General features: G+C 41.8%; 21 protein-coding genes and 1 pseudogene. 11 read left to right on the top strand and 11 right to left on the bottom strand.

What is annotated here, in order from left to right; all coding sequences use genetic code 11:
- From NIES592_RS25925 to NIES592_RS13810, 4 genes are all read right to left on the bottom strand, one after another.
- On the bottom strand, positions 1–699 hold the full coding sequence (locus NIES592_RS25925; protein WP_084552309.1) for a YIP1 family protein: 699 nt from the start codon (positions 697–699) through the stop codon (positions 1–3).
- Positions 700–794: 95 nt separating this feature from the next.
- Positions 795–1370, bottom strand: coding sequence for a Uma2 family endonuclease (locus tag NIES592_RS13820; RefSeq protein ID WP_062247305.1), 576 nt, complete (start codon positions 1368–1370; stop codon positions 795–797).
- A 296-nt stretch (positions 1371–1666) separates the two neighbouring features.
- Positions 1667–2185, bottom strand: a complete 519-nt coding sequence (locus NIES592_RS13815) for a GNAT family N-acetyltransferase (RefSeq protein WP_073556033.1) — start codon at positions 2183–2185, stop codon at positions 1667–1669.
- Positions 2186–2761, bottom strand: coding sequence for a GNAT family N-acetyltransferase (locus NIES592_RS13810; protein WP_256678137.1), 576 nt, complete (start codon positions 2759–2761; stop codon positions 2186–2188). It lies immediately after the preceding gene.
- A 54-nt stretch (positions 2762–2815) separates the two neighbouring features.
- On the opposite strand from NIES592_RS13810, the gene NIES592_RS13805 reads away from it, so the two are divergent.
- From NIES592_RS13805 to NIES592_RS13795, 3 genes are all read left to right on the top strand, one after another.
- A complete protein-coding gene (locus NIES592_RS13805; protein ID WP_062247299.1) occupies positions 2816–4696 on the top strand; it encodes an ABC transporter ATP-binding protein in 1881 nt (626 codons plus the stop codon).
- A 101-nt stretch (positions 4697–4797) separates the two neighbouring features.
- A complete protein-coding gene (locus NIES592_RS13800) occupies positions 4798–6057 on the top strand; it encodes a DNA double-strand break repair nuclease NurA (protein WP_062247297.1) in 1260 nt (419 codons plus the stop codon).
- 153 nt (positions 6058–6210) lie between these two features.
- Positions 6211–7002: an FHA domain-containing protein gene (locus NIES592_RS13795; protein ID WP_062247294.1), complete on the top strand. Its 792-nt coding sequence runs from the start codon at positions 6211–6213 to the stop codon at positions 7000–7002.
- A gap of 226 nt (positions 7003–7228) precedes the next feature.
- Here the strand turns inward: NIES592_RS13795 and NIES592_RS13790 are convergent, their stop codons facing one another.
- Positions 7229–8764 carry an energy transducer TonB gene (locus tag NIES592_RS13790; RefSeq protein ID WP_073556031.1) on the bottom strand — a complete coding sequence of 512 codons (1536 nt, stop codon included), beginning with the start codon at positions 8762–8764 and terminating at the stop codon, positions 7229–7231.
- Positions 8765–9057: 293 nt separating this feature from the next.
- Here NIES592_RS13790 and NIES592_RS13785 point away from each other — a divergent pair, with 293 nt between their 5' ends.
- Positions 9058–9711 carry a MotA/TolQ/ExbB proton channel family protein gene (locus NIES592_RS13785; RefSeq protein WP_073556030.1) on the top strand — a complete coding sequence of 218 codons (654 nt, stop codon included), beginning with the start codon at positions 9058–9060 and terminating at the stop codon, positions 9709–9711.
- Positions 9695–10102, top strand: a complete 408-nt coding sequence (locus NIES592_RS13780; RefSeq protein ID WP_062247288.1) for an ExbD/TolR family protein — start codon at positions 9695–9697, stop codon at positions 10100–10102. The genes NIES592_RS13785 and NIES592_RS13780 overlap by 17 nt, the downstream gene beginning before the upstream one ends.
- Before the next feature lie 186 nt (positions 10103–10288).
- On the opposite strand, the gene NIES592_RS13775 is transcribed toward NIES592_RS13780, so the two are convergent.
- The 3 genes and pseudogenes from NIES592_RS13775 to NIES592_RS13760 form a co-directional block, all read right to left on the bottom strand.
- Entirely contained in the window at positions 10289–11842 is a 1554-nt protein-coding gene (locus tag NIES592_RS13775) for a mercuric reductase (RefSeq protein ID WP_073556029.1), read from the bottom strand.
- A 62-nt stretch (positions 11843–11904) separates the two neighbouring features.
- Positions 11905–12315 carry a DUF1499 domain-containing protein gene (locus tag NIES592_RS13770; RefSeq protein ID WP_009454644.1) on the bottom strand — a complete coding sequence of 137 codons (411 nt, stop codon included), beginning with the start codon at positions 12313–12315 and terminating at the stop codon, positions 11905–11907.
- A gap of 1314 nt (positions 12316–13629) precedes the next feature.
- Positions 13630–14142: pseudogene (locus tag NIES592_RS13760) on the bottom strand (hypothetical protein).
- 541 nt (positions 14143–14683) lie between these two features.
- Between NIES592_RS13760 and NIES592_RS13755 the strand changes: the two are divergent.
- Genes NIES592_RS13755 through NIES592_RS13745 form a run of 3 tightly spaced genes read left to right on the top strand, consistent with a single transcriptional unit; the run spans position 14684 to position 16666 of the window.
- On the top strand, positions 14684–15286 hold the full coding sequence (locus NIES592_RS13755) for a TIGR04376 family protein (RefSeq protein ID WP_178379550.1): 603 nt from the start codon (positions 14684–14686) through the stop codon (positions 15284–15286).
- 60 nt (positions 15287–15346) lie between these two features.
- On the top strand, positions 15347–16087 hold the full coding sequence (locus NIES592_RS13750; RefSeq protein WP_062247285.1) for a prolipoprotein diacylglyceryl transferase: 741 nt from the start codon (positions 15347–15349) through the stop codon (positions 16085–16087).
- Between the two features lie 3 nt (positions 16088–16090).
- Positions 16091–16666, top strand: coding sequence for a hypothetical protein (locus tag NIES592_RS13745; RefSeq protein WP_062247284.1), 576 nt, complete (start codon positions 16091–16093; stop codon positions 16664–16666).
- A gap of 17 nt (positions 16667–16683) precedes the next feature.
- Here NIES592_RS13745 and NIES592_RS13740 read toward each other — a convergent pair whose 3' ends face one another.
- Complete coding sequence (locus NIES592_RS13740; protein ID WP_073556028.1) at positions 16684–17373, bottom strand: urease accessory protein UreF; 690 nt, start codon at positions 17371–17373, stop codon at positions 16684–16686.
- Positions 17351–17794 (bottom strand): urease accessory protein UreE, encoded by a 444-nt coding sequence (gene ureE / locus NIES592_RS13735; RefSeq protein ID WP_073556068.1) that lies wholly within the window; start codon positions 17792–17794, stop codon positions 17351–17353. Before ureE ends, NIES592_RS13740 begins: the two co-directional genes overlap by 23 nt.
- A 311-nt stretch (positions 17795–18105) precedes the next feature.
- Between ureE and NIES592_RS25920 the strand changes: the two genes are divergently transcribed.
- Positions 18106–18231, top strand: a complete 126-nt coding sequence (locus tag NIES592_RS25920) for a hypothetical protein (protein ID WP_256678136.1) — start codon at positions 18106–18108, stop codon at positions 18229–18231.
- Positions 18232–18474: 243 nt separating this feature from the next.
- On the opposite strand, the gene NIES592_RS13730 is transcribed toward NIES592_RS25920, so the two are convergent.
- Positions 18475–22482, bottom strand: coding sequence for a magnesium chelatase subunit H (locus tag NIES592_RS13730; RefSeq protein ID WP_073556027.1), 4008 nt, complete (start codon positions 22480–22482; stop codon positions 18475–18477).
- On the opposite strand from NIES592_RS13730, the gene NIES592_RS25215 reads away from it, so the two are divergent.
- Both NIES592_RS25215 and NIES592_RS13725 read left to right on the top strand, forming a co-directional pair.
- Positions 22420–22584, top strand: coding sequence for a hypothetical protein (locus NIES592_RS25215; RefSeq protein ID WP_162138644.1), 165 nt, complete (start codon positions 22420–22422; stop codon positions 22582–22584). The genes NIES592_RS13730 and NIES592_RS25215 overlap by 63 nt on opposite strands.
- 131 nt (positions 22585–22715) lie before the next feature.
- Positions 22716–24044, top strand: a complete 1329-nt coding sequence (locus NIES592_RS13725; RefSeq protein ID WP_073556067.1) for a lipid-A-disaccharide synthase — start codon at positions 22716–22718, stop codon at positions 24042–24044.
- Positions 24045–24137: the final 93 nt, after the last annotated feature.

Raw genomic sequence — 24137 nt, 5'->3', positions numbered from 1 at the left:
TCACTCCCTGTCGTCTCTGTTGTTATGGGTGTTGCCAGTTCGGTAAATACTGGAGAAGATTTGTTGCGGTTCTGCTTGCAGAAGACTTTCTATTCCTCGCATATCTGTGACTAATTTTGTACCAGCTACTGTGTTAGAAAGCCATACACCGATCGCTGCGATGGGTCTACCGATAGTACGCTGTAAAATTTGGAGTACCACCCACCCTAAAGCCACGCACCAAAATGCCCGCCATACACTGACATCAAGGACAGCGTGCAAACCCACCTCAAATGCTAATAGTGTCCAGATGGAGAGTATGACGTTAATAGCTACACCAAAATAAGGCAATGCCACCAAAAAACTAAATATCATTGGTGCATAGGCTAGTCCTAAAAGAGACCATATAACTTCATACGGGGTACTAGCATCGAAGAATAGCCAACTCACGAACCATGTACTCAGACCCCAAAACAACACACTAAATACAAATAATACTGAGGCGATCGCTAAACTGAGAAGAAAGCGAATTGGCTTGACTCGGTTCACAAATAGCACAATGCCTTGACCAAAAGCTTGCGAAAAGCCTGCTGACAGTGTAGTATAAAGTGCAACCCGAAAGCCTTGGGGGAGAATTTGGATAGATTCAAAGGCTTGGGGGTTGAGAGCGATCGCTCCAAATATAAGTTCCCAAAATCGGTCGAAGGCTGTCTGTGTCATGGCAGATGGGGTGAAAAAGCCAATTTAGTCACCTTTACATTTTAGAAGTCAAATTGCAATAGCAGATAAGCCAGTTAACAGTTATCAGTTAGCAGTTAATAATCAGCTAGATTCAAGCTAAATCCTGGCAATATATTTTCACCGGATAATTCTGTAGGCAGGTTTCGCACTTCCACATCTTGTCCTGAGCGATAAATTTCCACTTGCTGCTGTTGGGGGTTAATTAACCATGCCAATTGCACCCCTGCATCTATATATTCTTGCATCTTAGAGTGCAGCATTTCTAAATCGTCGGTTGCTGACCTTAACTCGATGATAAAATCCGGTGCAATGGGGGGAAATTTGCGTCTTTGTTCGGGTGTGAGTGCTTCCCATCGTTCCCGGCGAATCCAAGCAGCATCTGGGGAACGGTCAGCACCATTAGGTAACTTAAATATAGTGGAGGAACTAAAAGTGTAACCGAGTTGCGTTTGGCGATTCCAGATAACCAAATCGGCAATTAGGTCAGCTTCTCGATTACCACTTTCTCCTCCAACGGGTGGCATGATAATTAATTCTCCCTTGGGCGTTCGTTCAAATTTTAACTCCTGGTTATTTTGACATAGTTGATAGAACTGTTCGTCTGTCAGGTGAACGGTGTCTAGGTTTAATGTCAAAGGAGTTGTAACCATATAGTGAGTCTGAATAGTGGTAGTGATGATACCATGCTATGGCATCTTTAAGGGCTTTTCGCCTACAACAAGGGGATGAAAAATCGACCACCGATGCACACTGATGCACACCGATGGACACAGATATATTTTGCGTTGGTGACTAAGTGGTTGTTTTAAATTGCAAGAGTGAGCTAAAGCCCTATCAAATAAGATGAATCAATCGGTTCTCCTATTTTTAATCCGATGTTAGGCTGTACTGCTGCTAATTGTCTTCTCGCCCACACTGTAACTAACACTATATTACGTGCGATCGCTCATTCTCCATTACCTCTACTAGGAGCGTAAATCTCGTAGTAAAGTAAAGGTTTTTCGTTCACTATCGCTCTTTTTGTCTGAGACATGCCTATTCTCTCTAGCACCCGAATTGAGCGATCGTTCGGCTCATCAACGTCTGCAACTATATATTTAACACCCAGGTCTGTAAATGCATGATCAAGCACACCTAAGGTTGCTTCGGTTGCGTAGCCACGTCCCCAAAACTGGGGTAGGACACCAAAAATTAAACTTGGTGCTGTTTCGGTAAACTGGAGTAAACCAGTAAATCCGGCGATCTGATCGTTTTGCTGAGCAAAAAACAACCAAATTCCGTAACCGTGATTGCGGAAGCTGGCGATACTAGCTTCAATGAAAGATTGGGCTTCTTCACGGGAGATTTGGCGATCATCGAAGAGAAATCGCCGTATATCTGCATCACACCATAACTCGTGTAGAATGTCAAGATCCTCAAGTTGGCATGGTCGTAGGTGTAGACGGTCGGTGTGTAGTAAATTCATTTACAATAGCAGAGTATAACTAGATTCGTCCGGTTGCCAAGCTGCTCGTGTCAAAGCATAATACACTACATCTAAGTTATAGAAATGAGCATCTTTTTCATACTTTAACCCTGCTTTTTCCATCACACGACGGGAAGCAGTATGCTCTGGTAAGGTGATGGCAACAATTTTATCTAAGTTAACTTCCTCAAAACCATACCTCAAACTGGCTTTTGTCGCTTCTGTGGCGATACCTTGATTCCAATAAGCTTGATCCAAACGATAAAGAACTTCTACTTCTGGACTATTTGGTAAGAAATTTAAACCGCAATGACCGAGTAATTTATTTGTAGCTTTGTCTACTACAGCCCAAACACCAAAGCCGTGCTGTTTCCAATGCTGAATAAAAAATTCTAAAATCTGTTGTGTTACTTCTTTGACTTGGTCTTGGGGAATAGGCCCTCTGAGTGAGTATTTCATTACTTCTGGATTACTCAAAATTACTGCTGTTTCATCCACATCATCAAGGGTGTAGGGTCTGAGTCGTAATCGCGCGGTTTCAATCTCTGGCATGGTGACGAGTAGGAATGCAAACACTATATTAAAAAATTTTGCTTATAGTATTGTAAAAATTAATATAATTTTCCTATTATGAGTATCTCTATCCCTCGAAAAAAATCTCACTCAGGATACCGTCGGCGTGAAAATGACTGGCGGTTATTTTTGCGATTGCTACCCTATGCTCGTCGCCATGTGCGATCGCTGACGTTATCAATACTATTACTTGTACCAGTCGCTGTAGCTAATGCTGTTCAACCATTGTTGATCGGACAGGTTATTTCCCTGATTCGCAAAGAACCGAGTACCTACGATTTTCTACGCAATCTACCGTTCGGGCAAGCTTTACAATTTCTGGAAATTTTATTAGTAATCACCGTAATTATCCGACTGATATTTACAGGCTTTCAGGGTTATTTGGTACAGAAGGTAGGACAACAAATCACTGCTGATATTCGCCAAGATTTATTTCATCACGTTACATCTTTGGCAGTCCGCTTTTTTGACCGCACACCTGTAGGTAAATTAATTACTAGACTTACCAGCGATGTGGAAGTGTTAGGAGATGTCTTTGCCACTGGCGCCATTGGCATTGTCTCTGATTTATTCTCCATGGTGATGATAGTCGGTTTTATGTTTTCGATCCAGTGGCAGCTGGCTTTGCTGTTACTGGTGATGCTTATCCCTGTATCGGCTTTAATTATTTATTTTCAACAGCAATACCGTAAAGCTAATTACAAAGCCAGAGAAGAACTTTCAATATTAAATTCCCAACTGCAAGAAAATATTGTTGGTATTAATGTTGTGCAACTCTTCCGCCGGGAAAATTTTAATGCTGAGTTGTTTCGCAAAACCAATACACGTTATGTCAAAGAGGTAGATAAAACGATTTTTCATGATACAGCGGTATCTGCAACATTAGAATGGGTTTCTTTGGTGGCGATCGCAGCTGTTTTGTGGATTGGTGGTTATTTACTTTTGCAAAATAACTTGACTTTTGGAACCTTATCTTCATTTGTATTGTATGCTGAAAGGCTATTCCAGCCATTACAGCAATTTGCGGAAAAGTTTACGGTGATTCAATCAGGTTTCACCGCCATCGAACGTGTTTCTGATGTTTTAGATGAACCCATCGAAATCCGCGATCGCGCCAACCCCAGAGTATCAGTTTTTGATGTTCAATTCGGCTATATTGATGAAATAGTCGAACATCTCGAATCTGAAGCTGAACATTGCAAACCACAATTAGGAGAAATCAAATTTGAACACGTTTGGTTTGGATATAAAGAAGATGATTACGTCATTAAAGATTTAGATTTCACAATTCACCCCGGAGAGAAAGTAGCATTAGTTGGCCCTACTGGTGCTGGTAAAACTACTATCATCCGGCTTTTGTGTCGTCTCTATGAACCCAGCCAAGGACGCATTTTGGTTGATGGTATAGATATCCGAGAATTACCCCAAGCCGAACTCAGGCGCTACATGGCGGTAATTTTGCAAGAAGGTTTTTTATTTGCTGGCGATGTGAAAAGCAATATTACCTTAGCAGATGGCTACTCTTTTGAGGAAGTGCAACAAGCAGCAGAGAAAACTAACATTGCCCAATTTATTGAACAACTTCCCCAAGGATATAATACCCAACTGCGGGAGAGGGGTACAAATCTTTCTAGCGGTCAAAAGCAACTATTAGCCTTTGCTCGTGCAGCAATTCGCAACCCCCAAATTCTAGTATTAGATGAAGCTACAGCTAGCCTAGATGTAGGAACAGAAGCATTAATTCAAGAAGCTTTAAACAAGCTATTGATCGGAAGGACTGCAATTATTATTGCTCACCGCCTATCCACAATTCGCAACGTAGACCGGATTTTTGTACTCAAGCGCGGAGAATTAATAGAACAGGGAAGCCATGAACAGTTATTGCAACTAGGGGGACTTTACGCTACCCTACACAACCTACAGATGTTGGGAAGTTAAATTTGTTAAGAGTTAATGGTTAGTGGTTAGTGGTTATTTCCACACTCCCCACACTTCCCACCTCCCCATCTATCATGTAATTTAAAATCCCCAAATTTCCTATGCTTGACCTGACCAAACTAACACGACAAATGCAAGGTTTGAGTCAGCATCTTACACAAGAAGCTGCTGCTAGTCGCCAACGTTTAGAATTAGCTCAACAACATTTTCTCAACGCTTGTGATCGCCAAGAAGAATTTGTACAGAAGCAGGAAAAATGGCGCGATCGCATTCTGTTTGCTAGTGCGACTCCTGTTGAACCACTCAACACTTGTATTGAAATCCCTGTTCCCCCCAAAGTTCATACTGTGATCGCCACTGATGGTTCCCAAATAGCGCCTAACCATCATGAAATAGCCTACTGCTATCTACTCAATATCGGCAGAGTCGTTTTGCACTACGGTCAAAATAAACACCCGCTTCTAGATAGTTTACCGGAGATATTTTATCGTCCAGAGGATTTATACATTTCCCGTCAGTGGGGAATTAAAACTGAAGAATGGATGAATTATTGCCGTACCGCCAGCGAAGCCACAGTCTTAGCAGAACTAGCCTGTAGTGTTGTCTCAAAAGATACAGAAATATCTTCTCCCCACACTTCCAGACGTGATGAATCGCGTCTCTACATTACTTCCCACACTCCCCCCACTCCCAAAATCCCCACCCTCGCAATGGTCGATGGTTCGTTAATATACTGGTTTTTAGAACAATTACCCTTTGATGCACGCGATCGCATCTTACCCCCAATCCTGCAAGCTTGGCGGCAAATGCGGGATGCTCAAATTCCCCTGATGGGTTATCTCAGCGCATCTCGTAACATCGAAGCAATGAACTTCTTGCGTCTTTTGGCTTGTCCCCATCCTGTGCCTGATTGTATGAGTTTTTGCCCCAATCAACTGGAAAAAGTTCCCTGTAAGGTGTTTGAACCGCTACGCGATACAACGCTTTGGACAACACAACTTCAACCAGGACAACGTGGTCCCCTGTGGCGTAGTAATGCCCGTATCCTAGACTTATACGAAGACTTACAGATTTACTTTTGTTATGTCCACGTAGGAGCCGAAATTGCCCGGATAGAAATACCTGCGTGGGTAGCAGAAAATACATCTTTGTTTGATGAATCACTGGGATTGATGTTGGCACAAGTGCAAAAAGGATATGGCTACCCCGTAGCCATAGCTGAAGCACACAATCAAGCAGTAGTACGTGGTGGGGATAAAGCACGTTTCTTTGCTCTTTTAGAACGACAAATGATCAAAGCAGGCTTGAGAAATGTGGGAACTTCTTATAAAGAAGCAAGAAAGCGGGGAAGTATTGCTTAGTCCAAAATTGCATAAATTCATGGCGAAATTTTGGCATCAAGACTCCGCGCCCCTCAGCATTTACCTTTGCGTCCCTCTGCGTTTTAATTCGCTACGCTTTTACGCAAAACTATTCTTAGTAAGGGAAATCCAAAATCCAAAATGGTATGAGCCATGCAAAATCTAGAGACATCACAAGTCACGGGACTGAATTTAGAACTATTTCACGTTCAAACTAGTACATCATTTGCAATACCAACACATTCAGCTGTAATTCGTATCGGTAAACCGAACGAAAAAATTAATCCGGATATAGATGTTTCTGCTTTACCAGACGCTGATATCGTTTCTCGCCTGCACGCAGAAATTCAAATAGAAGGTAATAAGTACTATATTCAGGATTTAGGAAGCTCTAACGGCACATATCTTAATAATACAAAGCTAGAGCCAGGAATTCGCTATGCTCTGAATTTAGGAGATAAAATTAACCTCGCTCAAGAAAAAAAAGTAACTTTTATATTTCAAAATAGACAACAAAATCAAACAAATAATATTTATATTTCCAATCCAACTGTATTTCAGCCCCAGAATACTAATATCAATCAAAAACATAAGGTTGATCGAACTAGCAAGCTGTTAGGTTCAGCCTTAATGATCGCCGGAATTATCATTTTTGCTTCTAGTACTCAAATTGGAATTTTTGTCCGGCTTCCGGGTGTGTTACTTTGTATTGTTGGAGTTGCCATACTGATTTGGGGGCGAATTAATCCAATTTTTGGATTACTTTTGATCTTGGGTGGAATTGGATTCATTGTTTTCACTGGTGGCGTGTTTGCTTCGGTGAATTTCTTGGCTTTTTTAATATCATCTGCTTTGTTAGCAGTGGGATATTTACTTTTTAGTACTGGAAAAGTTGGGAAGTACGATTTACAAACTATCAAAGAGTTGCTCAAGCAGAAAGGTTAACCCCAGGCGGGTTATTCAAGTCTTGTTGTGGTCAGATTTATCTGACTTGAAATGTAAGCCAAGAAATAAATTTCTTGGCAGGATGAAAAGCTGGTATAAGAAGCCACGGGCAATTATAGAAAGAGGAAATGAAAATTTAACACTTCCTACACCTCTACACCTTTTTCAAGCTAAATCTAACTTTAACCCTTTCCCTTTAACCTTTTCCCCAACTTCTGCAAGAAGTCTATTGCTGACCACTAGAAGTTGGAGGAGGTGCAGGAACTGGTGCAGGGGCTGATTGCTGTTTGAAACGACGCAGTGATTGTCTCAACTGAGTCTGACCACTTGATGAGGCTGGTGTGGGGTTTAGCTCTCTGCGCCGACGACGTGGGGATTGGGTTGTTGGAGTTGGATTATTAGGTGTGACTTGTTGTCGTCGCTGTCTGGGTGTTGGGGTAGTTTGGTTTGTGGTAGGTAAAGGAGTTTGCACACGCTGACGCCGTAGCCGCTGACGAACAGGTGTTGTCGGTTGAGAAGTAGAAGTGGTTTGTTGTGAAGAAGGCGGAACATCGACGATAGTTCCAGGGGTTAAGCGCCGTCTACGTCTTGTGGTTGGTTGTGCGACGTTGGCAGAGTTGACGGAAGAATCAGAAGTTGCTTGTTGATTTCTTTGTTGTTCTTCTCTTTGTCTTTGACGTTTTTTGACATCCCGGTAACGACGCGAACCTCTTATGGCATATTCTGTGGCGATTACTTCTCCTTGTCTACCACGCTGTGAGGGTTTTAATTTCCAATTCCGAGCCTGGTTGAGGTGTTCTTCATCTAGTTTGCGATTACCACTGGATTTGACGATTCGCACATTCGTAACATTACCTTGAGAGTCAGTATCAACCGCTACTTCTACTCTGCCTTCTACACCTCTACGTCTGGCGTCCTCAGGATATTTAACATTACACTCACGACAAGCTGCACGACCATCTCCTGAACCTGTTTGTAACTTAGGAGGGGTTGGTGCTGTAGCTATATTTTGGCGTTGTCTTCGCCCAGTTTCACTGCCGGTGCCGGAACCACTGCCGGAACCTGTTCCACTTCCAGTACCACTACCGCTACCACTACCGCTACCAGTGCCGGAACCTGTTCCACTTCCAGTACCACTACCGCCGGTAACTACTGTACCTGTACCATTGCCAGTAGTAGTAGCAATGGTGGAACCCCCGCCGCCTCCGCTATTGGAATTTCTAGATTCCTTTAAAAGCTGTCTCAATTTTTCACTGCTTTGGTTTGCATTATTCTGTACTGGTGCAGGTGCAGGAGAGGTATTTGTTGCAATGGTGGGATTCGGGCGCGAATTTGGTGTAGTTGCTGGTTGCTGTACAACTTTCTTTTGCGGTTCTTTGACTGGTTCAGGTTTGAAAGTCTGTACTGGAGCAGGTTGAGGTATCTGTTGTTTCTCGACAGGTTTTGGTACGGGCAGAACTTCGGTATTATTGCTATTGGTACTTACTTTCGCTCTGAGAGTCTTAGTATCTATGGGTTCTGGTTTTGGAGTCTCTTTTTTGGTTTCTTCTGGTGGTTCTGGCGTTTCCAGCATCGTAGGTTCAACAATTGTGAATTCTATTGGTTCTTCTTCAGAAGGCACTCTACTTAAAAGGCTGCCTATGCCGGAAGCTAATACCCCAATATGCAGCGCTAGTGAGCCAATTAGACTAAAAGTCAGAAAAGATTTTAGAGCTTTGGCTTCTTTTTCTCGCTGCTGCACTGCGATGCTGGAAAAGCTCATAATATTGCAACTCATTATTACCTAATCAGTCAGATTAGAATGTCTAGAAGCAAAAGTCAAGCAATAAAAGTATAAAAAAATTTAGTTAAGTTTTATAGAGTATTGCAATTCGGAAATGCTTAATTTATTAACTGTTTAGCTTTCAAAGAGCGTTGAGATTTATAGTAAATTTTATGTGACAAAAGTTAATTTAACTTGACATAAAGTTTTCACTTATTTGTCTTGCTATTGATAAGATATATCATTTACTGCTAGTCTAACTGTTAAACTGTTCATCTCTGAAGAAGTATTACATGCTAATCAATCAGTTTTTTAAAGCAGGTGGCGTGGTTATGTGGCCCCTGCTGGCATTTAGTGTGGTGGCGATCGCATTGATTATTGAACGGGTGCGTTTTTGGTATCGCATCAACACCCGTCAACATAAAGTAGTGCGAGAGGTATTAAATCTCTATCGTGTAGATAATGTTGTTGGTGCAATGGATAAATTGCAAAAAAACGCCGACTTGCCCATCTCACGCATTTTTCTCTCAGCATTACAACTAGAAGAACCTACACCAGAAGAGTTTCGCCTGGCTTTAGAAAGTGAAGCCCAAGCAGAAATTCCTGTACTCAAGCGCTTCCAAAATATTTTTGAGACAATTATCGGTCTTGCACCACTTTTAGGTTTGTTGGGGACTGTATTAGGATTAATCGTCTCGTTTGCATCCCTAGATATTGGGGATGTGGGAGGAACAAAAACCGCAGATGTCACCGCAGGTATCAGTGAAGCACTTGTGTCTACTGCATCCGGCTTGGTTGTAGCTATCTTTACATTACTTTTTGCCAATACGTTCCGGGGACTGTACCAACGCCAAATCGCTGGAATTCAAGAATACGCCGGACAGTTAGAATTACTCTATCGTCGCCGTTATGAACGAGGAGACAGAGCTTATGCGTCTACAAGATGAGCCAGATTTACCACCGCAGATCAACATCGTACCAATGATAGATGTGATTTTTGCGATTTTGACATTTTTCATTATGTCAACATTGTTTTTAACTCGTTCAGAAGGCTTGCCGGTGAGTTTACCCAAAGCAGCAACAGCCAAGCAGCAGCAAGTTCCGACTAAAATTACTGTGACTGTAGCTCAAGATGGACAAGTCAGTGTTAACCGCAAACCAACTACCGTTGATGCGTTAGAAGGGCAAGTGCGAGCTTTAGTAGGTGAGAATTCAGAAGTCTTGGTAATTATTAATGCTGACGAAAAAGTGAGTCACGGTCAAGTTGTGACGGTGATGGATAAGGTGCGACAAGTTCAAGGTGCAAAACTGGCTATTGCTACTCAGAAACCACAATAGTGGTTTGGAAGGAGAATAAGGGAGAAAGGGTACGCTTAAGACGTATTGTGATAAATCTCAAAAAATGAATGACACGTTTGGTAGTCCTCAAGAATGGGTGACTGTATTTGTCTATGTGGGATTTACAGTCTTTACTATTTGGTGTGTATTGGTTAGTCAGAACAAATAAATGCGATCGCACTCCAGCTAACGCTGCCATGATAACCAACTAGAGGTGATTTTCTTGACTAAAGGTGTTAAACGGGTGCGATTGTAAGCATCGGCTGCTTTACGGATTGCTTCTGCTTGGGTAGGATAGGGATGAATTGTTTTGGCGATCGCTTTCATCCCTAAGTTATTAGTCATTGCCAAAGTAATCTCGTTAATTATCTCTCCAGCATGACGCGCTACAATTGTTGCACCTAAAATCTTGTCAGTGCCTTTTTTGACATGAACTTTGACAAATCCTTCTGGTTCGCCGTCGATAATTGCCCGATCTACTTCGTTTAAGGGAATATAATAAGTGTCAATTTCTATACCTTGGCCTTGTTCAGGATACATCCCGACGTGAGCAACTTCAGGATCAGTATAGGTACACCAAGGCATTGTCAACGAACTCAGTTTTTTCCGACCTAATCCCAAGACTGAAAACAGGGCATTTTGAACGACAATGCGCGCTGCTGCATCAGCAGCGTGGGTAAATTTCCACTCCATGCAAACATCTCCCACTGCATAGATACGGGGATTCGTTGTTTGCAGGTAATCGTCGACAATGACTCCCTTTTGTTTGTCGTATTTCACACCTACAGATTCCAAGTTTAGATTTTCTACGTTAGGCGATCGCCCCACACCTACGAGAATTTCATCTACATATAGCTGGTTTTGTTTTCCGTTGGCTTCATAGTAAATTACCTTGTTTACATCCTGGCGTTCAACCTGGTGAATGTTTGCCTCCAAAATTAACTGCATACCTTCTCTAACAAAAGTTTTTTGGATAATTGCTGCTGCATCTGCATCTTCACGCCCTAATAAGTGGGAACCTTTTTGCAGCAAAATCACCTCTGAACCTAAACGACGGAAAGTCTGGGCTAATTCGCAACCGATATACCCGCCACCGATGACAGCTAAACGATTTGGTCGGCGTGTCAGAGAAAATACGTTCTCGTTTGTTAAATATTGAACTTCTTCTAAGCCTGGAATGGATAGTTTTTTTGGACTGGAACCAGTAGCAATCACTGCTTTTTTAAATCGCAAAGTTTTCTGTGCTACTTCTACGGTATTACGTCCGGAAAAACATGCATTACCAAAAAATACGTCTACTCCAAATTCTTGCTGAAACCGCTTCGCAGAATCATGAGGACTAATTGCTGCGCGTATCCGCCGTAATCGTTCCATTACAGCCGGAAAATCAATATCAATGTAGTGAGAAGTACCAACACCGAATTTTTCGGCATATTTGATGTCTGCAACCACACGCGCCGAACGAATCATGGTTTTCGACGGTACACAACCAACGTTGGTACAGTCTCCACCCATCAGGTGCTTTTCTACTAAAGCCACCTTTGCACCTAACAAAGCTGCACCCGCCGCCGTCACTAATCCAGCAGTTCCCGCACCAATCACTACCAAGTTGTAGCAAGGTGCAGGTTCGGGGTTACTCCAATCTGGGGGATGGAGGTTTTCGATCAACTCCTGATTATAGCGATCCATCGGTGGAACACTTATGGGTTGGTCTGTAGATGGAAATACTGCTTGGCTCATGACTAGCCACTTAATGAGTACAACTTTTTATCCTAGAACTCAAGCGATCGTTTGTCCTCTAGCTAACGACGGTTTTGCTGTATCTCGTTTAACTTTGTTCTAATTGTCTCTACGCGGTTACGATTCACGCCCAAATCACTTTGCCCTAACCGGGAAGCTGAACGAACATGGATAATATTGTCATTGCGGTCTAGGTAAAATTCAACATCATCCACAAATCCCATCATGGCACTTTTGAACTCAGCATACAAATAATCTTCAGTTTCGCTGATGATTTTTGTTCTTGGTAGAGACTGAATGATACTTTTGATGTCTGCCAGTGCTTGTTCTGGACTAGAAGTGTAAGTTAAGGGCGCTATTTTGTGAACTGCGTCTGTACTTTGGCTAGAAACACAGTTTGGGCTATTGGGACAAGGTGCTAATTTGCGATCGCGAACGCCCAAGTTTGATGGTCGTTTACCAGCAAAAATCATGGTTATCTCCAATAATGTTAGTTATATCAAGTCTGGTTAATTGCTTACGATATCGTGTTTTGTCGTTGGTCATTAATTGCTAGAAAAGATTGTTTTAAATCAATTACCGATTACCCATAATCCATTAGTCTGTATTTTACTCCTAACTGCGCCCTTGAACTGGATGACACTGTTTTAATTACAGTTTAGGGTGGACAGCGTTGCCCACCCTAAAAGTTAATAACTAATTGAATCAGTTTACATGGCGAGATTTACCATCACCCAGTAAAGAACAAGCACAGAAAAAACACCAATCCACAAAATGGCTCTATTTTGAAATAGATTTGTTAGACGGTTCATAAGCAGTGATATTGAGTAATCGATTCTTAATGTGTGACTAGGAATAGATTAATCAACACAAAGATATGGAGTACACCTCAACACATTTTGCTCAAAGGTGCAAGCAAGAAAGTACTCTCCTAAATTTCCCTTCCCCTTAGCTATTCCTCACTAATATCCACTCTTCAAGGAAGTATGGACTCTGAGTTTCCCTTAACCAAATGTCTATAAGGTATACTTGACTCATTTCTGAGCCTTGTGTTTGGATTTAACCAAAAACTATTCCTATTGCGGATTTATCGTGAAGTTTTAACTACTAGCACCAACAAGCGTATCCCTTAAGCCTTTATCATTGGCTTTTATCTGCTTTTATGATGCTAGTTCTACCAAATCCAAATTCCATTCACTCACTTTTTCAAATCTGAGTAGATAGGTTTCATGAGAATCTACATCAGACAAAAAAACATGAGTGCTTTAATTCAGAATGAAGCATTGAAGCTTTAAGCCCCTAACTTCAACAATTCTGAATATAAATGATTTCTAAATTTGGATTTGATAGTAATTATATTCTAACTATATCAAAAGAATTTTGCAGGGCTGGCATAAAGAAAAATTATGAATACTCTGATGCTATAGCATTCCTAAATTATTCGCGCAAAGAGTTCCACCTCCAGGTTATGGTGGTACTGAATTAGTAGTGGGATTGTTAACCGATAAGTTAGTCCAGTGTGGACATGATGCTGTTGGCAAGGTAGAAAAACTAGATCGTTATACTTGCCGTGAGCATGTCGAGAATAATTTTAGTGTGCGAAAAATCGTATATAAGCCGCAATTAAGCGCATTTAGTCGTGTTACGCAGTTACGTTCAAATATGTAAATGAAGTGGGGGAAGGGAAAAGTTTATGGTGGGGAGGTGGGGCAGTCAGGAGGTGGGGAGAATAATATAGTTACTAATTTCCCTTTGTCCTCCAAGTCGTCCCCCTTTCCCGTTCCCTTTTATGCATCTGTTGGCTCGATATAGCCTTGTAAATTCTCAGGTTCAAACTGGCGTAAAATACGAGTTGCCTGACGGGTCAATTCTTCAGTACCTTTGACTACAATTAAATACTTACCTTGATTTAAACGATTGCGGTAAGGTAGAGGATCTCCACTACCCACAGTTAAACCAACTCCGCCACCAACTAAATATGCACCTAAAGCACCAGCAGCAGTTCCTAAAAGCCCACCGATAATATGATTGCCAAAGCTGCCAATATTAAATATCTCAATGCCTGTCAAAGCATTAAAAGCATAACCGGCTACAAAACCAAAGGGAATTAGCCAAAGTGCTAAGCGATTTGCTCCTTTTTTAGCTTGCACATTCGGGTTTATTAACCCGTATTCATCAGCTGTTTTGTAACCTTGACCTAAAATATCAATTTGATTTACAGGTAAGCCTTATTTTTCGAGAGCAGAGTAAGCTTTTTCTGCCTGTATTCTATCTGATAAAACCGCAATAAGATAATTCATTATTTCCTCCAACGTGAAAACTACTAATGGTTAGTAAAAATGAAACATATAAACGTTTATCTTTTTTGATAATTCAAAATTGGGCGTTGCTGAATCTGGTCATGAATTATGTTTGTATACATCTTTGTAGAGACGTAGCATCNGCTACGTCTCTACATATCCGTGAATTGTAAATTCATATCTTGATTCAGCAATGCCCAAAATTGAGTATATATAATTTTGTCTCCCTCAATAGAGACTGCATGAAATATCATAGATTAGTTGATTTTTCACTACTAATTACTAGCTAATAACAGTCAGCACGAAAAATTATTTTATCTAGATGAACTTTCTTGATACTTATCTATAAAAGCTAAGCAAGATAGCTATAAAATACTTCAACCTTGAGAGGGAAGATTGAATCTTGATACTAAGTCTAAAGACTAAAAATTAAAGATGTATTGAGATTGAAAATCTATAAAAATACGATTTTATCTGCATAGTTGCCTTTTTATTTTCTCAGTAGCTTTTTGCTGCTGATAATAATGGCTACAATAAAATGATGTACCTCACCTCTGGAGTTCTAGCTGTGGGCCTATTTGATGATTTGAGTCGGTTTTTGGAAAATCGTTTAGAGGAATTCTTGCGAAGTAATCCGCATCTGGAATTAGAAGCGTTGTTAGAGCAGCTGCGGGAGCAGGAAGAAGATACTCTAAAGTTGATTGCAGATTTACAATTACAAGAGAAGCGATCGCAAGAAGAAATTCTGTCTACAGCTCAAGAAATCCAAAGGTGGCATATCCGTGTCCAAAAGGCAAAAAATGCTGGTAGAGAGGATTTAGCAGTAAAAGCGCAAGAGAGAGAAGCAGCACTCTTGCGTCAAGGAAATCAACAGTGGGGACAGATGCAAGGGTTGAAAGAACGCATTACCCAAGCACAGGATTTACTCAAGAAAGTCCAACAACGGCGACAGGAAGTGCAAACAAAAGCTACGGAAGCACAAACAGCACGTGCCAAAGCGCAAGCACAGCAGCGTATCGAAACCGCTGGTTGGTCTAATCAAAATCGTAGCTACTCCAGTGGGAATGATCCTCTAGAGGAAACATTCCGCCGTTGGGAAACGGAGGCTGAGTTGGAAGAGATGAAGCGGAAAATGGGAAGATAAATAATGGTAGTAGTTAGTGGTTAGTGGTTAAATTAACAACTAATAGCTATCAACTAACATATGAATTTTCCTGTTTATTTTTACTTGGGTTCATTGCGAATTCACCCACATGTCTTATTTGAATCTATAGCTTATACAGTGGCGTTACGTTTAGTCTTGCGTAATGCCCGTAAGGATATTATTTCACCGCCACAACGCACTTCTATTATTGTGGGTGGAATGCTGGGTGCTATTGTCGGTGCAAAGGTGTTAGTTTTACTGCAACATATTAATTTATTAGAGCAAAATCCCCAACTATTTTTATTACTATTACTGCAAGGTAAAACAGTTGTCGGAGCTATCTTAGGGGCTGTAATTGGAGTAGAAATTACCAAAAAAATTATTGGTATCACCCGCTCCACTGGTGATGTATTTGTCTATCCATTAATTATCGGAACCGCAATTGGTAGGATTGGTTGCTTTTTAACTGGGTTGAGCGATCGCACTTACGGAATAGCCACAACATTACCTTGGGGTGTAGATTTTGGTGATGGTATTCGCCGTCATCCTACTCAACTCTATGAAATTATATTTTTAATCATTTTATTAATATTTATACATTTTCGCAGTCGCTATCAATACCAAGAAGGTGATTTATTTAAATTTTATTTAGTTTGTTATTTAAGTTTTAGATTTTTGATAGATTTTATAAAGCCCGACTTTCATATTTTCTGGGGAATGAGCGCGATTCAAATTGCTTGTTTGTGTGCCATCATTTATTACAGTCGTTCCATTCTTCAGATGTTTCAATTGAAATCATGAGGCATGGAGCATAGTATATTGTTAAACTTTTTATCTAGCCTACAGTTGTTATTTGTAGGTTTTATACCTGCTGCTGTTGCGGGGATTTTACTGGGAAGTGCAATTGGTATAAATCCCTTACTTTATCAACTATGTAAGCGATTGCTACAAATTCCGTACAGTATTCCTCCCATAGCATTTGTACCACTCGCTTTTATCTTTTTTAAAGAAGTAGAAGTAGCAGCAAGTATCGTTGTTTTTTTTAGTGCTATCTGGGCAGTGATCATTAACACTGCTACAGGTATGCGGAAAAGTCGTCTCCAAGACAATAATTTTCGTGTGGCAATAAATTATATCTTTGATGCTTTAAGAACTGGTCTGTGGATAGCTTGGTTTACAGTGATTGCAATTGAAATGTTGACAATCGGAAGAGGCTTAGGGTTTTTGATTTGGAATGGTTACAGAGGAGGTAATTATAATAAGATTATCGAGGGTCTAATTTATATTGCAACTATCGGTTTTCTCTTAGATCAACTATTAGATATTACAGGCAATCTCCTGGCAAAAATTGTCTCAGAAGGACAAAAATCTGATGACTAATGTGACTGGAATATTGACTAGCTTCTAAACAATCTTGTATACAGTGTTTCATGCCTCATACTTGCTAAAGATAAACCCCAAGTACAGCAACTGAGTTCATCGTCTTCTAAATTTAGAATCTGTACTGTGACGTGGTTCAGTAATGGCTGGAGTTCTAGTAATATTTTTTGCCCTGAAGTCTGTCCCAAAGGAACGAGTTTCACCCCAGTAGTAATCAAGTTATTTGCCCAAGAATATAAATATCCCAACAAGGCTGCTTGTATATTTATTTGCCAATGGGCAGCAGCAATGCCAAAAGCGATCGCATAATTACAGGAATTACCCACAGCATCAGCAATGGGTTTTATTTGTGGTTGTAATTCAATTAACAGGCGGATTAGCGATCGCCCCATCCCCAAACTAGAAGCGCGTAATTCTTCGGTTTCTCTCGCTGCTGATAACCAACAATTCCAACTAGATAACCTTTGGAAATCTTGCGCTTGTACTGATTGATAGCCTCGAATCATCACTGCTGCTTCCATGGGAATAGCCCCATAACGCAATTCCATTTCTAACCAATGCTTAAGATGTGCTGGATGAGCGATCGCACCATCTTCTACCAAAGTTTCTAATCCTTCAGAATAACTATATCCGCCCACAGGTAAAGCTGGGCTAGCCAGTTGCAACAGACACAACAGATTGGCATCAGTGAGAGTGATGGTGTCCATATGCACCTGCTTCGGGTTGAAAGGGTGAGATTTCTTCTTTGATTTCTACTCCTAGTTGTTGGAGCATTACCTGTAAAACTGGATCAGGAGATAAGCGTAAATAAGCAGATGTAATTTCTACTGGCACATGACGGTTGCCTAAATGATACGCCGCCTTGAGCAAATCCATTGTGGTTTTAGCAACTACTGTTAAAACAGGTTCTGGCTTGGCAGTAATCCTCACTAGACTACCAGTAGTTTCATCTACAAGAATATCTCCATCTTGCAGTACCGTACCTCTAGGTAAACGCAAAAAAACCACTTGTCCATCTTCCATTTGTAAGCGATGACGACTGCGGGTACGTTCTTCCGCAGTGAGAGACAAAGTAGAAACTACTGCTGCATTCGGATTGGGTGGTTTTTTTTGGGTAAAAGTCAGCATGAGCAAACAGGGATAATAAATTAACTTAGCAGCAAAATCATAATCCATCCGTGTTTATCAGATTATCGCACTCACATAATCAATTTCGGCGATCGCCGAAATAGCAATGGCGATCGCACTGTGGAAAAGATGAGCGATCGCACTTTACATATTTATCAATTAAGAAGAATTGAACGCCCTAATTCTTGAGCGCAACAACTCAGTCAATGCTTGGATAAATAACCTTTCAATCCGAATGAGTGACAGAGCGATCGCTTAAGCTACCGTTGCTGTCAGTTAACTTGTTTGCAGTTGTAGTTTGGGTTGGTTGAGTGGCACTCGCCGAAATCATTATTAAGCTTGCCGAAATGATTATTGCGCTTGCCGAAATCATTATTGCGCTCACAAAATCAACAAATGCGACTGCCGAAATAGCAATGGTGATCGGATTTTGGTGAAAGTGAGAGCGATTCTCCAAAGGAGACGCTAGGCGATCACTCTGATCTTGCCTTATTGTTATGTTCAATTTGTTGTTAATGAAAAAAAAGTTTATCTTGTGGACGTTTATGTCTAGCTACCAAGAAGTATTACAACAAGCTCAAAGTTTAACTCCTCAGGATATTCTAACACTTCAACTTCTTAAAAATGTAGAGACGTGCCATGGCACGTCTCTACATTGGGCGTTTCTACACAGTTACAACCTACTCAATCCCCTCAATCCGATCCTCAACCTCCTGATACAACTCACGCAACTTCTCCAAATTACTCTCGCTTGTCTCCCAATAACCCCGTCCATTTACTTCCAACAAAGTTGATACAATCTTGCGGAAAGAATGGGGATTCAGATTCATCAACCGCTTTTGCATCTCTTCATCCTGGATAAACGTGGTATTCACATCCTCGTAAATCCAGTTATCAACAGCACCAGCAGTCGCACTCCAACCCATTGTGTTTACTAAGCGTTTGGAGAGTTCGCGTACACCTTCGTAACCGTGAGATAGCATTCCCTCGTACCATTTAGGATTTAATAATTTGGTACGAGCATCCAAACGCACGGTTTCTGATAGTGTCCGTACTTGGGCGTTGGCTGTTGTTGTATCTGCAATGTAGGATGATGGTGTTTTACCATCACCACGGAGACTTGCCACAACTTTGGTGGGATCTGAATCGAAATAATGAGAAACATCAGTTAAGCTAATTTCGGAAGAGTCAAGATTTTGGAAAGTTACCTCGGCTGTTTTTAAGGTAGTTTCAAATATCTTCCGAGATTCTTCCATCGTACCAGGGTTATCGGCACTGAAAGCAAAGGATTTGCGGTTGAGGTACATTTCCTGTAACTCTGCTTCGCTTTCCCAAGTGCTGTTTTCTACCGCCAAGTTGATGTTGGACGAGTAGGAACCAGAAGCGTTGGAGAAGACACGAGTTGCTGCTTGACGCAGATTAATCCCCATTTCCTCTGCTTGTTGCAAAGCGTGTTTGCGGACATAGTTCATTTCTACAGGTTCATCCGCTTCCGCAGCCATTTTCACGGCTTTATCTAGCAGGTTCATCTGGTTGATGAACAAGTCACGGAATACACCAGAACAGTTGATTACAACATCAATTCTGGGTCGTCCCAACTCTTCTAGGGGTATTAATTCTAACTTGTTGACTCTTCCCAAAGCGTCGGGAACCGGACGCACACCCACCATCCACATAATTTGGGCTAGTGATTCCCCGTAGGTTTTGATGTTATCGGTTCCCCAAAGCACAGAGGCGATGGTTTCGGGATACTTGCCACTGTTTTCTGCCATGTACCTTGCTAGTAGCCTATCGACAACGATTTTGGCTGATTGGACTGCCGCTTGGGTGGGGATAGATTGCGGGTCGAGGGCGTGTATATTTTTACCTGTGGGTAATACATCCGGGTTACGGATGGGGTCGCCACCGGGACCAGGTAAGATGTATTCACCTTCTAAACCTTGGAGTAATGCGCCGAGTTCGTTGTCAGCACAAACTTGCTGTAAGCAGAATTCTAAATACTCAAACAGAGGTTTCAGGGCTGCGGCGTCAACCTTGGTGTAACCTGCTTGATGCAGTGCTTCTACCCAAGGTTCTTTTTTGCCCATATTAAAGAAATTCAGCTTGGAAACAAAGGAAACTCTTCCCTCTGCATCCGTTTGTTCTTGGACAAGGGCAGAAACTGCGGCGCGAGTTGCCATTGTGATGTCTTGCAGCAGCTGGACATCTTCTAATATGCCGCGATCGCTATTTTTGTAAATTTCGTCGATGTCCCGTCCCAGACTGTTGGCGATAATTCGGGGTAAGCTTTGTAAAGACGTTAAATTTAACGTCTCTACACCTTCTGGACGATCCAAACCTGCAATATTCACGAGGGTGGCAACTGCTTCTTCTGCACTGGGTGGCTTACCAATTACATGCAAACCGCAAGGCAAGAGTCGCGATTCTATTTCCATTAATTTGCGGTAGACCATGCCAACGATATTATCCCGCTCTTCGGCAGACATATCCTTAGCATCAACTTCTGGCAAATTAATATCTTTGTCCAAGTTCACCATCCGGCACTTGTCCATAATGGTGTTAACAATTGGAACCCCACGTCCGGTATCTTTTAAGGTTTGGTAAGAAGCAATTAAATCGCTGAGTTCTTTTAAACCTTTGTATAAACCAGCATTTTCCGCAGGTGGAGTTAGGTAAGAAATAGTTTCGGCGTAGCCGCGACGCTTAGCAATTGTGGCTTCGCTGGGGTTGTTGGCTGCGTAATAATATAGATTCGGAATTGTGCCAATTAAGTTATCTGGGTAACATTCGCCAGACATACCCATCTGCTTACCTGGCATAAATTCCAAGGAACCGTGAGTACCAAAGTGCAACACAGCGTCAGCTTGCCACACTTGTTCTAGGTAGGTGTAGTAAGCAGCAAAACCGTGGTGCGGGCTGGCGGATCGGGAGAACAACAGCCGCATCGGATCGCCTTCATAACCGAAGGTAGGCTGGACACCAATGAAGACATTACCAAAATGCTTTCCGTAAATCAGCAGGTTTTGCCCGTCGCTGTTGAGGTGTCCTGGTGGTGGCCCCCAGTTTTCTTCTAAGCGTTGAGAGTAGGGAGTCAGTGCTTCATACTCAGGCACAGACATGCGATAGGCAATGTTTAATTCTGGGCTGCTGTACTGGGCTTGGGCATCGTGGATGACTTCTTGCATCAAGGCTTGGGCATTTTCTGGCAAGTCTTGCACGTCATACCCGTTGTTTTTGAGGGCTTTCATCACCTCGTAGATGGAACCAAATACATCCAAGTAAGCGGCAGTTCCCACATTACCTTTATCTGGCGGGAAGCTGAAAACGGTGATGGCAACTTTCTTTTGTAGCTTGGGTTTGCGACGTAGGTTGGCCCATTTGAAGGCGCGTTTTGCTATTGCTTCGATCCGATCTTGAAGAGCGATCGCTTTACCTGTTGCCCCATCCCTTCCTGATAATATAATCGGTTCAATTGCCCCATCTAATTCCGGAATGGCAATTTGCAGTGCTACTTGAATTGGATGTAAGCCCAAATCGCTATCCATCCACTCTTCAGTAGTTTGGAATACCAAGGGCAAAGCTACCATGTAAGGACGATTTAGGCGCTTGAGGGCTTCAATTGCCTTAGGATGGTCTTGACGTGCCGGTCCACCTACTAAAGCAAAACCTGTCAAAGATATCACAGCATCTACTAAGGGTGACTTGGTAGTTGGTTCGTAGAAGTAGGCATCTACAGGCTTAGAAAAGTCCAAACCACCAGCAAATACAGGAATTACCCGTGCGCCCATAGCTTCTAATTCCTGTACCATTGCCACGTAGTGAGCATCATCACCTGTAACTAGGTGAGTACGCTGCAACACTAAGCCAATACAGGGGGCTAAGGGGTCTTTCAAATCTTTGGAAATATCCTTACGGCTGTTGTACCAGTTCAGATACTCTCTGACATCCTCAAACATTGTCATTGACAAAGGATGCCAAATACCCATGTCTGGGTAAACAACCGGTGCATCGTATTGTAGAGACGTTAAATTTAGCGTCTCTAAATTTTTCAATACATATTTATCAGCTAGCATCAGCAAGAAGTTTTCCAGGTTTTCTGGCGAACCCCCTAGCCAATACTGAAAGCTCAACATGAAATTTCTGGCATCTTGTGCTTTTTCCATTGGTAGGAACTTCAGCACTTGGGGCAGAGTCCTTAACAGTTTGAGCATCGCATCTTCAAAGCCAGCGCCGGATTTTTCCTTGCGCTTACGCATGAATTGAGCGATCGCACTCTTAGACTGCCCTAACTGTGCCATTGAGAAGCTGCCCATTTTGTTTAGGCGCATCACTTCTGGCATTGATGGGAAAACAACAGCAACATCAAGGCGATCGCGATGCGGTTGTACTGCTTCTACTACTTTCTGAGCTAAGTCTTCAATAAAAATCAGTGAGGCGATAAATATATTGGCAGTCTCGACATCTTTTTGGAACTCCTCGTAGTTTTCTGGCGAACGGAGTTCTTCTATCAAGTAGCCGCTGATTTCAATCGCCACGTTAGGATGGTTTTTGTTAATGACCCTAACCGCTTGTGACAATGCACTCTGGTATTGGGACTCTAACACGACATAGACCACCTTAATTAAATGACGCCCTCGCAGATCATCAGGCGCAATGTGTCTAATGGTGGACTTGACGTGGGTGAACATGCTTCTTCGGCTCCTTTGATGCGTGTTCTCTACTCTATCGGCAATCTCAGTCTTTTTTTATCAGAAAAAGCTTACTGCGTGGTGATTTTGTCGCCTATCTGACACAAAAAGATATAAACAATGAAACATATTGTTACAGATTTTGACTTTTTTCAAAAGTGATTACTCGCAAATTATTAAAATTTGTAAATTATTTTAGTTATTCAGTGATGGGAGATCGCCGACAAGGAAGAATGATTAAAGAAAAACAACCAACAATCAACAACCAATCATCAACCAATGACTTTGACATTTTGATTCTTTCTAATGGCCCTGGCGAAATAACTACATGGGTAAGACCTGTAGTCAAAGCATTACGGCAAAAATTAGGCTGGGAGGGATTTTCCAAAGCAGAGGCTATAGGAACACACTTGCGAATTTCGGTTGTTCTCTCGCCTTGTCCTCACGCCAGTGGTAAAGAAGCTGATATCGCTCGTTCTTATCCAGAAGTAGACAGAGTGCAGGCTGCTGAACATTTTTGGCAATTTTTGCTTTGGGGAAAAACTCATGAAAATTGGGACTGGCGAAGTAAAGGTGTAGTAATTTTTCTCGGCGGTGATCAATTTTTTCCTGTAGTGATTGCTAAAAGGCTGGGTTATCGCAGCGTTGTTTATGCAGAGTGGGAAGCGCGCTGGCATAATCTGATTGATCGTTTCGCAGTCATGAAACCAGAAGTTGCTGCCAAAGTCGCGCCTAAATATGCCCATAAATTTACAGTTGTCGGGGATTTAATGGCAGAAACCGCTTCAGAAGTAGTACTAGAAAAAACTCCTCACACTCCTCACACCTCCCAATCCCAAACCGAACTAATCAGTCTACTCCCTGGTTCCAAGCCAGCAAAATTATCCCAGGGAGTCCCTTTGACTTTGGCGATCGCAGAATATGTTCAAGCCAAAAGACCACAAACAAAGTTTTTCATTCCTGTAGCGCCAACTTTAGAATTACAAACATTAGCCAGTTTTGCCGATCCTGAGAAAAATCCTTATACACAAACTTTCGGCGGAATTTCAGCCCAATTAATTAATTCTGAACCTCCGATACTGAAAACCCACAATGGTTTAACTGTGGAATTAATCACTCATCATCCAGCCTACGATAAATTGTCCCAGTGCCAGATTTGCTTAACTACAGTAGGCGCAAATACAGCCGAACTCGGTTCTTTGGCTGTACCAATGATAGTTTTGCTACCAACTCAACAACTAGATGCCATGAAATCATGGGATGGTTTGCCGGGAATTTTGGCAAACTTACCGGGAGTAGGTTCGAGTTTTGCCAAGTTAATTAACTGGATATTTTTACAGCGTAAAGGTTTATTAGCATGGCCTAATATCTGGGCAAAATCAGAAGTTGTTCCAGAATTAGTAGGAAAACTTCAACCTGAAGAAGTTGGCGAAATTGTTCTTGATTATTTAAATCACCCAGAAAAATTGGACAAAATGCGAGCAAAATTGCAAAGCATTAGAGGAGAAACAGGTGCAGCCGATAAACTAGCAAAATTGGTGTATGAAGAAATAAAAGACTAGGTGATTAAAATTTTTGGATTTGAGTCTCATACCCCGACTTCTTAGAGAAGTCAGGGATATCGCCTCTCACGAATGATTTAGGATTGCTATAGA

The organism is Fischerella major NIES-592 (genome assembly GCF_001904645.1).
Lineage (GTDB): Bacteria > Cyanobacteriota > Cyanobacteriia > Cyanobacteriales > Nostocaceae > Fischerella > Fischerella thermalis.
Note: the sequence above shows the minus strand (reverse complement) of the source record. Positions and strands in the feature narration are given on the sequence as shown.